The sequence below is a fragment of the Planococcus sp. CP5-4_YE genome (genome assembly GCF_019042655.1).
In the GTDB taxonomy this organism is placed as follows: Bacteria; Bacillota; Bacilli; order Bacillales_A; family Planococcaceae; genus Planococcus.
The window spans coordinates 33,541-46,919 of the sequence record NZ_JAHPZO010000015.1 but is presented as its reverse complement, the minus strand read 5'-3'; the positions used below and the strand labels follow the sequence as shown (position 1 = coordinate 46,919).

General features: G+C 49.6%; 15 protein-coding genes. All 15 read right to left on the bottom strand.

Annotation, left to right across the window (positions count from 1 at the left end; all coding sequences use genetic code 11):
- Positions 1-342: a 50S ribosomal protein L22 gene (gene rplV, locus KTG14_RS14610; RefSeq protein ID WP_058382159.1), complete on the bottom strand. Its 342-nt coding sequence runs from the start codon at positions 340-342 to the stop codon at positions 1-3.
- A gap of 19 nt (positions 343-361) precedes the next feature.
- The gene (gene rpsS / locus KTG14_RS14605; RefSeq protein WP_058382160.1) at positions 362-640 is read right to left on the bottom strand and encodes a 30S ribosomal protein S19; all 279 of its coding nucleotides are present in this window, start codon (positions 638-640) and stop codon (positions 362-364) included.
- 60 nt (positions 641-700) lie between these two features.
- Positions 701-1,531 (bottom strand): 50S ribosomal protein L2, encoded by an 831-nt coding sequence (gene rplB / locus KTG14_RS14600; RefSeq protein WP_211652857.1) that lies wholly within the window; start codon positions 1,529-1,531, stop codon positions 701-703.
- Between the two features lie 47 nt (positions 1,532-1,578).
- Positions 1,579-1,863 (bottom strand): 50S ribosomal protein L23, encoded by a 285-nt coding sequence (gene rplW / locus KTG14_RS14595; protein WP_058382162.1) that lies wholly within the window; start codon positions 1,861-1,863, stop codon positions 1,579-1,581.
- On the bottom strand, positions 1,863-2,486 hold the full coding sequence (rplD, locus tag KTG14_RS14590; protein ID WP_068459697.1) for a 50S ribosomal protein L4: 624 nt from the start codon (positions 2,484-2,486) through the stop codon (positions 1,863-1,865). The genes rplW and rplD overlap by 1 nt, the downstream gene beginning before the upstream one ends.
- A 28-nt stretch (positions 2,487-2,514) precedes the next feature.
- On the bottom strand, positions 2,515-3,144 hold the full coding sequence (gene rplC / locus KTG14_RS14585) for a 50S ribosomal protein L3 (RefSeq protein ID WP_058382164.1): 630 nt from the start codon (positions 3,142-3,144) through the stop codon (positions 2,515-2,517).
- 49 nt (positions 3,145-3,193) lie between these two features.
- A complete protein-coding gene (gene rpsJ / locus KTG14_RS14580) occupies positions 3,194-3,502 on the bottom strand; it encodes a 30S ribosomal protein S10 (RefSeq protein ID WP_068459695.1) in 309 nt (102 codons plus the stop codon).
- A gap of 256 nt (positions 3,503-3,758) precedes the next feature.
- On the bottom strand, positions 3,759-5,087 hold the full coding sequence (locus KTG14_RS14575) for a Na+/H+ antiporter family protein (protein WP_216971609.1): 1,329 nt from the start codon (positions 5,085-5,087) through the stop codon (positions 3,759-3,761).
- Positions 5,088-5,237: 150 nt separating this feature from the next.
- The gene (leuD, locus tag KTG14_RS14570; protein WP_216971608.1) at positions 5,238-5,831 is read right to left on the bottom strand and encodes a 3-isopropylmalate dehydratase small subunit; all 594 of its coding nucleotides are present in this window, start codon (positions 5,829-5,831) and stop codon (positions 5,238-5,240) included.
- A gap of 18 nt (positions 5,832-5,849) precedes the next feature.
- Entirely contained in the window at positions 5,850-7,268 is a 1,419-nt protein-coding gene (gene leuC / locus KTG14_RS14565) for a 3-isopropylmalate dehydratase large subunit (protein WP_216971607.1), read from the bottom strand.
- Between the two features lie 18 nt (positions 7,269-7,286).
- Positions 7,287-8,387, bottom strand: coding sequence for a 3-isopropylmalate dehydrogenase (leuB, locus tag KTG14_RS14560; RefSeq protein ID WP_216971606.1), 1,101 nt, complete (start codon positions 8,385-8,387; stop codon positions 7,287-7,289).
- Positions 8,388-8,416: 29 nt separating this feature from the next.
- Positions 8,417-9,958, bottom strand: coding sequence for a 2-isopropylmalate synthase (locus tag KTG14_RS14555; protein WP_068489157.1), 1,542 nt, complete (start codon positions 9,956-9,958; stop codon positions 8,417-8,419).
- Entirely contained in the window at positions 9,945-10,973 is a 1,029-nt protein-coding gene (gene ilvC, locus KTG14_RS14550) for a ketol-acid reductoisomerase (protein ID WP_216971605.1), read from the bottom strand. The genes KTG14_RS14555 and ilvC overlap by 14 nt, the downstream gene beginning before the upstream one ends.
- Before the next feature lie 34 nt (positions 10,974-11,007).
- Positions 11,008-11,520, bottom strand: a complete 513-nt coding sequence (gene ilvN, locus KTG14_RS14545; RefSeq protein WP_216971604.1) for an acetolactate synthase small subunit — start codon at positions 11,518-11,520, stop codon at positions 11,008-11,010.
- Positions 11,517-13,250 (bottom strand): biosynthetic-type acetolactate synthase large subunit, encoded by a 1,734-nt coding sequence (gene ilvB, locus KTG14_RS14540; protein ID WP_216971603.1) that lies wholly within the window; start codon positions 13,248-13,250, stop codon positions 11,517-11,519. The genes ilvN and ilvB overlap by 4 nt, the downstream gene beginning before the upstream one ends.
- Positions 13,251-13,379: the final 129 nt, after the last annotated feature.

Genomic DNA, 13,379 nt, shown 5'->3' with positions numbered 1-13,379 from the left:
TTATCCCTCCTTCTTCTCAGATACCACTAGTGTGATGTGGCTTGTGCGTTTGTTGATCGCGCTTGCGCGTCCCATTGCACGTGGACGGAAACGCTTCAAAGTCGGCCCTTCGTCAACGAATACTTCGCTGATGACAAGGTTCTCGATGTTCATTTCGTAATTGTGTTCAGCGTTAGCAGCTGCAGATTTCAACAACTTCTCAACAACAATGGATGCTGCTTTAGGAGTGTGGTTCAAAATCGCGACCGCTTCACCGATTTGCTTGCCTCGGATTAAATCTACTACTAAACGGACTTTACGAGGAGCAATACGTACTGTTCTAGCAACAGCTTTTGCTTGCATGGGGAAATCCTCCTCTCAATTAACGTCTTGTTTTCTTATCGTCTGCACCATGGCTTGCGTATTTGCGCGTTGGGGCAAATTCACCAAGTTTATGGCCTACCATATCTTCAGTCACGTATACAGGGATGTGTTTGTGGCCATCGTATACTGCAATTGTTAGCCCGATGAATGTCGGGAAAATTGTAGAACGGCGAGACCAAGTTTTGATCACTTGTTTTTTCTCAGATTCCTTTTGCGCTTCGACTTTCTTCATAAGATGATCGTCTACAAAAGGTCCTTTTTTCAAGCTGCGACCCATTTGGGATCCTCCCTTCGTGATTGCACCACGGTTCTTTCGACGAACCGCAGCGAAATCAAATTATTTTTTGCGGCGACGTACGATGAATTTATCGGATTGGTTCGTTTTCTTACGTGTTTTGTATCCAAGAGTTGGTTTGCCCCATGGAGACATTGGAGATTTACGTCCGATTGGCGAACGTCCTTCACCACCACCGTGTGGGTGATCGTTCGGGTTCATGACAGATCCGCGGACAGTTGGGCGATTGCCCTTCCAGCGGTTACGTCCTGCTTTACCGATGTTGATCAATTCGTGCTGTTCGTTTCCGACAGCCCCGATAGTTGCGCGGCAAGTTGCAAGGATCATGCGAACTTCGCCTGATTGCAAGCGAACTGTTACGTATTTTCCTTCTTTACCAAGCACCTGTGCTGAAGCTCCTGCAGAACGTACCAATTGGCCGCCTCCGCCTGGTTTCAACTCGATGTTGTGGATAGTAGAACCCATTGGGATGTTAAGCAACGGCAAAGCATTACCTGCTTTGATGTCTGCTTCTGGTCCTGACATGATTTGCGTATCAACCTGAACACCTTTAGGTGCAAGGATGTAACGTTTTTCTCCGTCAGCGTAATGGATAAGTGCGATGTTTGCAGAACGGTTCGGATCGTATTCGATCGTAGCAACGCGACCTGGAATGCCATCTTTGTTACGTTTAAAATCGATCACGCGGTATTGGCGCTTATGTCCGCCCCCGTGGTGGCGTACAGTGATTTTACCTTGGTTATTACGGCCGCCTTTACGCTTCGTCGGTTGCAAAAGCGACTTTTCAGGCTTGTTCGTTGTGATTTCAGCGAAATCCGAACTAGTCATGTTACGACGACCGTTAGTGGTAGGTTTGTATTTTCTAATCCCCACGTTGTTTCCCTCCTTCTTTGATTAGTTCTTGTTCAGAACTTATACAATTACATTTCGAATAGTTCGATGTCTTTTGAATCAGCAGTCAATTTCACGATCGCTTTACGGCGTTTGTTCGTGTAGCCTGCGTGTTTGCCCATGCGTTTGAATTTGCCTTTGTAGTTCATGATGTTGACTTTCTCAACTTGAACGCCGAAGACTTCTTGAACTGCATGTTTAACTTGAGTTTTGTTAGCGCGAACGTCCACTTCAAAAGTGTACTTCTTCTCCGCCATTACCTCAGAAGAACGCTCGGTAATGACTGGACGCTTTAGAATGTCACGTGCTTCCATTAACCAAGCACCTCCTCGATTTTTTCTACGGCTCCTTTAGTCATGACAACTTTGTCATGGCCAAGCAAGTCCAATACGTTGATACCGTTTGCCGGAACAACTGTCATGCCTTTGATGTTACGCGCAGATAGTGCGACGTTTTCATCAAGGTCAGCTGTTACGAACAATGCTTTCTTGCCGACAGACAAGTCAGTCACGAGTTTCGTGAATTCCTTTGTTTTCGGTGCATCGAAAGCCAATCCTTCAAGTACCATCAGGTTTTCGTTTGCTAGAGCCGAAGACAATGCAGAACGAAGAGCCAAGCGACGGACTTTTTTCGGAAGTTTGTAGCTATAGCTGCGTGGTGTTGGGCCGAATACGACTCCGCCTCCGCGCCATTGTGGTGAACGGATCGAACCTTGACGAGCACGTCCAGTTCCTTTTTGCTTCCATGGCTTTCTTCCGCCACCAGCTACTTCAGAACGGTTTTTAACTTTATGGTTACCTTGACGCAATGAAGCACGTTGTGCAACGACTGCATCGAAAAGTACAGATTCATTTGGTTCAATGCCGAAGACAAGATCGTTCAATTCGATATCGCCAACTTGTGAACCAGTTTGGTTTAGTAACGCTACTTTAGGCATTCTTGTTTCCTCCTTCCCTTAAATGTGATTAGTTAGCTTTGATAGCCGACTTAACACGGATTAATGATTTGCGTGCGCCAGGAACATTCCCTTTAATAAGAAGCAAGTTGCGCTCAGCATCCACTTTCACGATGTGAAGGTTTTGGATAGTGACCGTGTTGCCGCCCATTTGACCAGGCAATTTCTTCTGTTTGAATACGCGGTTCGGAGCAACAGGCCCCATTGAACCAGGACGACGGTGGTAACGTGAACCGTGAGTCATCGGTCCGCGTGATTGTCCGTGGCGTTTAATAACACCTTGGAAACCTTTACCTTTCGTAGTTCCTGTTACATCTACTACATCGCCTTCTGCGAATACATCTACTTTGACTTCCTGACCAATCTCGTAATCAGCTAAGTTTACATTGCGAAGTTCGCGAATGAAGCGCTTAGGAGCAGTGTTTGCTTTTGCTACGTGGCCTTTCTCTGGTTTGTTCGAAAGCTTTTCGCGTTTGTCATCAAAACCAAGTTGTACCGATTCGTAGCCATCCACTTCAACTGTTTTTTTCTGAAGCACTACGTTTGGAGCAGCTTCGATTACAGTTACAGGGATCAAATCACCGTTCTCAGCAAAAACTTGCGTCATACCGATTTTTCTACCTAAGATTCCTTTGGTCATGTCGTCACACCTCCTGCAAAATTTTATGTTTATTATTTTTGTTTACCAATTATAGTTTGATTTCAATATCAACGCCGGATGGTAGATCCAGTTTCATTAGCGCGTCAACAGTCTGTGGTGTCGGGTTAACGATATCGATCAGACGTTTGTGTGTGCGCATTTCGAATTGTTCGCGAGCATCTTTGTATTTGTGGACAGCTCGCAAGATTGTGTAAACAGACTTCTCAGTCGGCAACGGTATCGGACCTGATACGCTAGCACCTGAACGTTTAGCAGTTTCAACAATCTTTTCAGCAGACTGATCCAAGATTCTATGATCATATGCTTTCAAACGGATACGAATTTTTTGTTTTGCCATTATTTTCCCTCCCTTTTCGCCTATTTTTGGGATAGACTTCTCCACGAAAATTTTCCTCACACTCGCCATGGCAAAGCGGCCGGGTGTGTCGGTAACCTCTCGCTTCTACGCAGTCAAAGACCAACATTCACCATTATACAAAATAAAAAAGAATTCCGCAAGACTTTGCACGAAATTCTTTTTCATTCGCTTTATCTAGTATAGCAGGATTCTTTTCAGTTTCAACCGATACGGTAATAGTCGAAATCTTTCGGACTCAACCGAGGAACATAACAGCAATCCAACCGAATAATACAAGCGGAATATTGTAATGAAGGAATGTCGGAACGACCGTATCCCAGATGTGATTGTGCTGGCCGTCGACGTTGAGTCCGGCGGTTGGTCCAAGCGTTGAGTCGGAAGCTGGCGACCCGGCGTCACCCAGCGCGCCCGCTGTTCCGATCAAGGCGATGATGGCCATCGTCGAGAACCCGAACTCGATACTGAGCGGGACGAATATCGCGGCGATAATCGGAATCGTCGAGAATGAGGAACCGATGCCCATCGTAACAAACAACCCGACAATCAGCATAGCAAGTGCCGCTAGCCCTTTATTGTCTCCGAAGATGGCCGCTGCGTTCTCGACCAATGTGTCGATCGCTCCCGTCGCTTGAATGACCGATGCGAAACCGTTCGCTGAGATCATGACAAAACCGATGAATGCCATCATGCGCATGCCTGCTGTTAGCACGTCATCCGCTTCTTTCCATTTCATTGCACCGAAGACATAAAGGATTAGGATACCAGCGAGCGCGCCGATAATCATCGAATCGCTTTGAATCTGTGCGAAGAGTGCCGCGATCAAGGCGATCACGGTCACGATAATGTCTTTGACAGAAGCGGTCCGTTTTGGAGTTTCTTCTATAGTACTAGCCGCTCTTACTTCACGATAATCGCGCGGCTTGCGGTAAGAGATGAAAACTGCGACGACTAAGCCGAGGAACAATCCTGCAACCGGCAGCGCCATCGCTTTTGGGATATCCGCCATATCGATCGGCATGCCCGCGAGCTCCATCTGCGTGGCGAGGATCTCGTGGAAGATCAAGCCAAAGCCATACGGCAATAAAATATACGGCGCTGTCAGGCCGAATGTCAGGACGGAGGCGATAAGCCGACGGTCGATGCGCAATTCATTCAGGATGTGCAGAATCGGCGGCACAAGAAGCGGGATAAAGGCGATGTGGATCGGGATTAGGTTTTGCGAGAAGATGGCCATCGCGAACAGCGCAAAGATAATGAGCGCCTTCGCCAAGTTCTCGCGCGTCGCCTCTCCTTCTTTATTGACCAGTTTCAATACACCCGCAACGAGCAATTCCGGTATGCCAGTGCGCGAAATGGCGACGGCGAATCCGCCGAGCATGGCGTAGCTCAATGCGATAGTTGCCCCTGCCCCAAGTCCGTCTGTATAAGATGTCAGTGTGTCAGTGAAGCTAAGTCCTCCGCTAAGCCCTCCGGCCAGTGCGCCGATCAATAAGGCAAACACCACATTGACCCGAAGCAAGCTCAGAACCAGCATTACTAACACAGCGATAATAACTGCATTCATTGTTCATTTCTCCTTTAGTTTGCTAAAGCGTTAAAGTCCTTTACTAAAGTAACAAATCTCTACAATGATGTCAACACAGCGAAATGGCTTTCAGTGGCATTAAAAAAACCGCTCCCGTCTTGAGAATCAGGACGAAAAGCGGCGGGTGCTTTATTGGGCTTGCTGTGTTTTTTCTTCGTATGCCTGGATATAGGAATCGTATTGAATCGTCAGGGAGATCTCATCCCAGCCATTCAACAGCATTTCTTTCCAGTATGGGTCGATATCGAATGAATAACTGGCTCCGTCTTCACCCGTGACAGATTGCTGTCTCAAATCAACATCAAGGCGATATCGAGCTTGTTTGCCCTTTTCAAGCAAAGCCGTCACTTCTGCTTCTTGCAGGCGAATCGGCAAGATGCCGTTTTTGACACAGTTATTATAGAAGATATCCGCATAGCTCGGGGCAATAACTACCCGAAAACCGTAATCCAAAATCGCCCACGGAGCGTGTTCACGGGAGGAGCCACAACCGAAGTTTTCCTGCGCCACAAGGATCTCGGAGTTTTGGAAGCGAGTGTCGTTCAAGACAAACTCTGGATTAGGAGTGCCGTCCGCCTTAAAACGCCAATGGTAAAACAAATACTTGCCGAACCCTGTGCGCTCAATGCGCTTAAGGAATTCCTTTGAAATGATTTGGTCGGTATCAACGTTTTTGCGGTCGAGCGGCGTTAAGACACTCGAAATTTCATTGATCGGTTTCACATTCAGTCTCTCCTTCCGTTATGCCTGTGGCACAGGTTCTTTCATATAGTTGCGGACATCTGTCAAATGCCCCTCAATTGCCGCGGCAGCTGCCATGACTGGTGACACCAAATGCGTCATGGAGCCGGCCCCTTGGCGTCCTTCAAAATTACGGTTTGACGTAGACGCGCAGCGCTCTCCTGCCGGCACAGCATCCTCATTCATTGCTAGGCACATGCTGCAGCCAGTTTCGCGCCATTCAAAGCCTGCTTGCAAAAACACTTGGTCAAGCCCTTCCGCTTCGGCTGCGCGTTTGACGGTCTCAGAGCCCGGTACAACAATCGCCGTGACCGCCGGATGCACGGTTCTGCCTTTGACGATTTCACTCGCTGCCCGTAAATCACTAAGGCGCGCATTCGTACACGATCCGATAAAGACATGCTGGATAGCGATCGATGACAGCGGAGCGCCTTCTTCTAATTGCATATAAGCAAGTGCCTGGCGCAGAGCGTCTCTGTCTTCCTGCTTGTCGTAATCTGCCGATGTCGGCACGTGTTCAGCAATACCTGAGCCCATTGAGGGATTGGTGCCCCATGTGACAAACGGGGAGATGTCGTCTGCATGGATGGTGTGCGACACATCATAGCTTGCGCCTTCGTCTGTCGCCAGCGCCAGCCAACGCTCGGCTTCACGTTCGAACGCTTCACCTTCTGGGACATTTCGTCTGCCACGCAAATAGTCGACTGTTGTTTCATCTGGGCTAACAAGGCCGGCGCGCGCACCCGCTTCGATGGACATATTGCAGATCGTCATGCGTTCTTCCATTGATAAGTTGCGGATCGCTTCGCCAGTGTATTCGATGATATGACCTGTTCCCATGTCAACGCCGTATGTTGAGATGATGGCCAGGATGATGTCCTTAGCTGACACACCGAAGCCCAGTTTGCCGTCGATGCGGATTTCCATCGTTTTCGGCTCGGACTGCCACAACGTCTGCGTCGACAAGACATGCTCCACTTCGCTTGTCCCGATGCCGAATGCCAAAGCGCCGAACGCACCGTGCGTCGACGTATGGCTATCGCCGCAGACAATGGTCTTGCCCGGCTGCGTGAGGCCAAGTTCCGGGCCGATGACATGGACGATGCCTTGGTCGGGATGATTGATCCCAGCAAGCGGCACGCCGAACTCGTCGCAGTTTTCCTGAAGCGTCTTGATTTGCTTGCGGGAAATCGGGTCTTTGATCACTGAGCGGTTGCGCGTCGGCACGTTATGGTCCATCGTCGCAAAGCACAAGTCCGGACGGCGAACTTTCCGGCCATTCAAGCGCAAGCCTTCAAATGCCTGCGGCGAGGTGACTTCATGCAGAAGATGAAGGTCGATATATAGCAAGTCGGGTTTTCCTGGCTCTTCGAATACAATATGCTGTTCCCAGATTTTTTCAATAATCGTTTTTGCCATAGCAGAATGCCCCTTCCATTACACGTAGGAAAACATGATGTGTTCCGACACGAATTCCCGTTCCAATTCCTCGATGACTTTCTCTACGAAGCGTTCCGTCGAGATGACTTTATTGCCACAAGCCGACAAATCACCTGTGCAATAACCGTCTTCAAGGACGCTCATGACCGCTTCTTCGATCGCTGATGCTTCTGAATCCATGCCAAACGATTGGCGCAGCATCATCGCTGCTGACAAGATCGCAGCTGACGGGTTTGCTTTGTTTTGTCCTACGATGTCCGGTGCCGAGCCGTGTACGGGTTCGTACAAGCCGAAACCGTCTGAACGAACACTCGCAGATGGCAACATGCCGAGCGAGCCTGTGATGACCGATGCTTCGTCGCTCAAGATATCGCCGAACATATTCTCTGTCACCACAACGTCGAACGCTCGTGGATTGGTGATCAATTTCATGGCCGCTGAATCGACTAGCATATGCTCGACTTCCACATCCGGATAGCCCGCCTTGCGTTCTTCCACAACTTTTCTCCATAGCTTGCTCGATTCAAGGACATTCGCTTTGTCGACAGAAGCCAATTTGCCGCGGCGCGAGCGGGCCATTTCAAATGCCTGATCGACAATGCGCTCGATTTCGGCCCGTGTGTAGACCAGTGTATCAACTGCGGAATTTTCGTTATGGCGCTTTGGTTCACCGAAATACAAGCCGCCAGTCAATTCGCGAACGATGACCATGTCCACTTCACGGGCGATGTCTTCTTTTAGCGGAGAAGATCCGAGAAGTGCCGGTACCGCCTTGACAGGGCGGACATTGGCAAACAAATCGAAGTGTTTGCGGATACTCAATAGCCCCTTTTCTGGGCGTTGTTCTGCGGGGTTTTGGTCCCATTTCGGGCCGCCTACCGCACCGAGGAGGATCGCATCGCTCGCTTCACACGCTTCAACGGTTTCTTTCGGTAGCGGGCTGCCGAATTGATCGACTGCCGCTCCCCCGATTGCTGCGAAATTCCAATGGAAGGTGTGGCCATAGCGCATCGCAATGGATTTTAGCACCTTTACTGCTGCCTCTGTTACTTCTGGTCCGATGCCATCTCCTGGCAATACTGCGATTGTCTTTTCCATAGTAATTCCTCCTCTGTGGGTTTGCTTTTTTATACGGCTTGGATTTTTGTTTTATTTCCCTGTTTCACGAGCTGGCGGTTCACTGCGTTGAAATAAGCTTTTGCGGTTGCTTCTAAGACGTCTTGGGCAACATCTCGCCCTGTGACAGTTTCGCCGTCATAGCTCATATTGATGACTGCTTCCCCGAGAGCATCACGGCCTTTGCCGATCGATGTCACGCGGTAGTCCAGGATATGCACTTTGCCGTCGACAATACGTTCAAGTGTGTTGAATATCGCTTCGACCGACCCTGAACCAGTGGCCGCTTCATGAATTTGATTGCCGTCTGGACCGATCGCTGATGCGGTCGCTGTCGGAATGTTCGCTGTGCCGTACTGTACCTGCACGCTTTCAAGCTCGTAGACCGGCGTTTCGCTATCGTGGATTTGCTGGTCGGTCAATAGCACGAACAAATCGTCTTCGGTGATCTGTTTTTTGCGGTCGGCGAGTTTCTTGAACTCGATAAATGCTTCATTCAATTTAGCGTCAGGCAATTCGAAGCCCATCTTGACTGCACGGTCGCGGAAAGCGTGTCTGCCGGAGTGTTTTCCTAGCACTAGTTCGGTTGCCGCATCCCCAATCAATTCCGGTGTGATGATTTCATACGTCAGTGGATTTTTCAGCATGCCGTCTTGGTGGATCCCTGATTCGTGCGCAAAAGCATTCTTGCCGACAACCGCTTTGTTCGGTTGGATGATGCTGCCGGTCAATTGGCTGACCAATTGGCTCGAGCGCTTAATCTCGTTCAAGTTGATGCCGGTTTCAATATTGTAAAATTGCTTGCGGATATGGAGCGCCACCGCAATTTCTTCCAATGCGACGTTTCCGGCCCGTTCGCCGATGCCGTTAATCGTGCCTTCGACTTGTGTCGCGCCGTTTTCGATTGCTGCGAGCGTATTCGCCGTTGCCATCCCCAAATCGTTATGGCAATGTGCCGACAACTTAACGTTCTCAATGCCCGGCACGTTTTCCGTCATATAACGGAACATCGCGCCGTATTCTTCAGGTGTCGCATAACCGACTGTATCCGGCAGATTGACTGTGGTAGCGCCTGCTTCGATGACTTTCTTGATGATGTGCGCCAGGAATTCAGGGTCGGACCTTGAAGCATCTTCCGCCGACCACTGGACAAGCGGGAAGAACTTTTTCGCATACCGGACAGACTCGACAGCAATGTCGACGACCTGTTCCGGTGTTTTCATCAATTTATGTTCCATATGGATAGGGGATGTTGCCAAGAAGATGTGGATATGCGGTTGTTCCGCTCCCTTCAACGCATCCCATGTCCGGTCGATATCCGCTTTCATAGAGCGGGACAGGCCCGTTACGATAGAGTTCTTCACGGTACCTGCGATCCGCTGCACTGCGTCGAAGTCTCCTGGCGATGAAGCCGGGAACCCCGATTCGATAATCGTCACGCCTAGACGTTCGAGCTGGCGGGCGATTTCGATTTTCTCAGCTGTATTCAAGTTGATCCCGGCCGACTGTTCTCCGTCCCGTAGTGTCGTATCGAAAATATCAATTTGAGACATTCGCGGCCACCTCTTTTGTTTTTTTGTTTTCATTGACAAATGGCATCATGGCACGCAACTCGCGTCCGACTTGTTCGATTTGGTGTTCCGCTTCCGCATTTTCGATCGCCGTGAATTCCGGACGGTTCAATTGATTCTCCAGCAACCAGCCTTTGGCGAATTTGCCGGTTTGGACATCCGTCAACACGTCTTTCATGCGAGCTTTTGTATCGGCATCGACAATACGCGGGCCGGATACGAAGTCACCCCACTGTGCAGTGTCGGAGATTGAGTAGCGCATCCCGGACATGCCTCCTTCGTACATTAGGTCAACAATCAACTTCAGTTCATGCAAGCATTCGAAGTATGCCAGTTCCGGCTGATAGCCTGCTTCCACCAATGTCTCGAATCCGGCTTTGACGAGTGAAGTCACCCCGCCACAAAGAACCGCTTGTTCACCGAATAGGTCGGTTTCCGTTTCTTCTTTAAACGTTGTCTCAAGGATCCCCGCACGAGCAGCGCCGACGCCTTTCGCATATGCCAGAGCCGTATCTTTCGCATTGCCGGATACATCTTGGTGTACCGCGAACAATGCCGGTACGCCTGCTCCTGCTTCGAACGTTCTGCGGACAAGATGCCCCGGGCCTTTTGGTGCGACCAGGAACACATCCACATCTTTCGGCGGCACGATTTGGTTGAAATGAACGTTAAAGCCGTGTGCGAATACAAGTGATTTCCCTGCCGTTAGATGCGGCTTGATCGACTCTTCGTAGATTTGTGTTTGACGTTCATCCGGAACAAGCACCATGATGACATCGCCTGCTTGTGCTGCTTCCGCAACTGTCGCTACTTCTAGTCCGTCTGCTTTGGCCTGATCGAATGATTTGCCGGGTCTTACGCCGACTACCACTTTGAAACCTGAATCATTTAAGTTTTGCGCGTGTGCATGTCCTTGTGAACCATAGCCGATCACCGCGATTGTCTGTCCTTTTAGAGCCTGATCATTTACGTCTTGGTTATAATACATTTTTGCCATTTTTAATTTCCTCCTCGGGTTTTGGGGTTTTGGTTTAAAGGATGTTCAATTGCGGTGTATGGGCTTTTTGTGTTTCCCTGACGAAAGCGGATACCCCGGTTCTTGTTAATTCTTTGATGCCGTATGGCTTCATCAAATCGATGAAGGCTTCGATTTTCTCAGGGTCTCCTGTTACTTGAAACGTGGTGACGTTTTTACTCATATCGATTACCGTCGCACGGAAGGGTTCGACAATGCTGTAAATTTCGCTGCGAGCGGCTGGCGGTGCGACCACTTTGATCAGCGCGAGTTCCCTCATGACCATCGCCTTATCGGTAATGTCGTTGACTTTCAGCACGTCAATTTGCTTTTGCAGCTGTTTGAGCAATTGCTCCAGCTTGCCTTTATCTTCCACGTTGACGACGAAAGTCATTTTGGAAATGCCTGCTTGCTCGGTATGTCCGACTGAAATGCTCTCAATATTGAATTGACGCTTCATCAACAACCCGGTGACCCGGTTCAAGACGCCGCTCTGGTTGATGACCGTCGTTGTGATTACTCGCTTCATTCGCCTTTCACCCCGATCATTTCGTTGAGCCCTTTGCCTGGCGCCACCATCGGGTAGACACATTCGAGTTGGATTACCCGGCAATCGATGAGCGCTGGGCCATCTGATTCAAACGCTTTTTTGAATACTTCTTCCGCTTCTTCCATCGTTTCGACTTTATAGCCATCGAGATCATAAGCAGCTGCCAGTTTCACGAAATCCGGCTGCACGGGCATCATCGATTGGGAATAGCGTTCCTCGTAGAAGGTTTCTTGCCACTGGCGAACCATCCCAAGGCTTTGGTTGTTCAAGATGACGATTTTTACCGGCAAGCGGTATTCCTGCAATAGCGACAATTCCTGCAAAGTCATTTGGAAGCCGGCATCGCCGACCACGGCCACCACCGTTTCTTCCGGTCTTGCAAACTTCGCCCCGATCGCTGCTGGAAAACCAAAGCCCATCGTTCCGAGTCCGCCGGAGGTCACCCAGTTGTGCGGATTGTTGAACCGGTAATACTGGGCTGTCCACATTTGATGCTGTCCGACGTCCGTCGTGACGATTGCATCGCCCCCTGTCAATCGGTGAATCAATTCAACGGCTTGCTGAGGCATGATGCCAACGCGCTCTTTCTGGTGATACTGAAGAGGATAAGCTTCTTTGTACATATGAAGCTGGTCTCGCCATTCTGCCGTATCCGGGCTTTCGAAATTACTTTTCAATAGTGCCACCAATGCCGCTTTGGCATCCGATACGATCGGGATGGCCGTCGGGACATTTTTTCCGATTTCCGCCGGGTCGATATCGACATGAATGACTTCTGCATTCGGCGCGAATGATGCCAAATTGCCGGTGAGCCTGTCGTCAAAACGGGCCCCGATGTTCATTAGCACGTCGCATTCACAAATGGCTGTGTTCGCAGCATAAGTTCCGTGCATCCCGCCCATTCCTAAGAACAATTTATGATCGCCACCGACTGTCCCGAGTCCGAGGAGCGTATTGACAATCGGAATCTGATGATGCTCCGCAAAGGCGTGAAGCTCTTCGGAAGCTTTTGCTGCTAGTACTCCGGCACCCGCAAGGATCACCGGCTTTGTCGCCTTGGACAGCAATTGCACAGCTTTTTGGATCTGCAAGTAATTCGGCGAGATCGTCGGTTGATATCCCGGCAAGTAGACATCTGCATCTGCTTGTTCTTCTTTACCTGCGAATAGGGTGGTGGCGACGTCTTTTGGGATGTCGACAAGGACCGGTCCAGGGCGTCCTGTCGATGCGATGAAGAATGCCTCTTTGATGATTCGCGGCAAGTCTTCCGCTTTTTTCACTTGGTAATTGTGTTTAGTAATCGGTTGAGTGATGCTGACGATGTCTGCTTCTTGAAAAGCATCTGTGCCGATGACTGAAGTGGCAACTTGTCCGGTGAAAACGACCAGCGGCAATGAATCGAGCATGGCATCCGCAATGCCGGTGACAAGATTTGTCGCCCCCGGTCCGGATGTGGCGATGACCACTCCTGTTTTCCCAGAAACTCTGGCGTACCCTTCCGCTGCGTGAATGGCGCCTTGTTCATGTCTTGCCAATATGTGGCGGATCGGATTTCGATGCAATGCATCGTAGATTGGCAAAACTGCACCTCCTGGGTAGCCAAAAATGATCTCAACACCCTGCTGTTTCAAAGATTGAATTAATACGTCCGCCCCGCTGCCGGCTAATTCCTGTTTGAGCTCTTCTCTGACCTTTACGTTTACTCCCAATCTCTCCGCCTCCTTTTTCTTAAGTCTTCGGAAGTATCAAATGAAAAAGCTTTTCCATCCCTACACAAAGAAGACATCTTCTTTGCATAGGGATGAAAAAGCTTCATGGTACCACCCTATTTCACTGCG

Excerpts from the sequence above, each read along its gene's own strand:
- rplD (WP_068459697.1), bottom strand. The coding sequence starts at position 2,486 with ATGCCTAAAGTAGCGTTACTAAACCAAACTGGTTCACAAGTTGGCGAT.
- rplV (WP_058382159.1), bottom strand. The coding sequence starts at position 342 with ATGCAAGCAAAAGCTGTTGCTAGAACAGTACGTATTGCTCCTCGTAAA.
- rpsS (WP_058382160.1), bottom strand. The coding sequence starts at position 640 with ATGGGTCGCAGCTTGAAAAAAGGACCTTTTGTAGACGATCATCTTATG.
- ilvN (WP_216971604.1), bottom strand. The coding sequence starts at position 11,520 with ATGAAGCGAGTAATCACAACGACGGTCATCAACCAGAGCGGCGTCTTG.
- rplC (WP_058382164.1), bottom strand. The coding sequence starts at position 3,144 with ATGACCAAAGGAATCTTAGGTAGAAAAATCGGTATGACGCAAGTTTTT.
- ilvC (WP_216971605.1), bottom strand. The coding sequence starts at position 10,973 with ATGGCAAAAATGTATTATAACCAAGACGTAAATGATCAGGCTCTAAAA.
- rplW (WP_058382162.1), bottom strand. The coding sequence starts at position 1,863 with ATGGAAGCACGTGACATTCTAAAGCGTCCAGTCATTACCGAGCGTTCT.
- KTG14_RS14575 (WP_216971609.1), bottom strand. The coding sequence starts at position 5,087 with ATGAATGCAGTTATTATCGCTGTGTTAGTAATGCTGGTTCTGAGCTTG.
- rpsJ (WP_068459695.1), bottom strand. The coding sequence starts at position 3,502 with ATGGCAAAACAAAAAATTCGTATCCGTTTGAAAGCATATGATCATAGA.
- leuB (WP_216971606.1), bottom strand. The coding sequence starts at position 8,387 with ATGGAAAAGACAATCGCAGTATTGCCAGGAGATGGCATCGGACCAGAA.
- KTG14_RS14555 (WP_068489157.1), bottom strand. The coding sequence starts at position 9,958 with ATGTCTCAAATTGATATTTTCGATACGACACTACGGGACGGAGAACAG.
- leuC (WP_216971607.1), bottom strand. The coding sequence starts at position 7,268 with ATGGCAAAAACGATTATTGAAAAAATCTGGGAACAGCATATTGTATTC.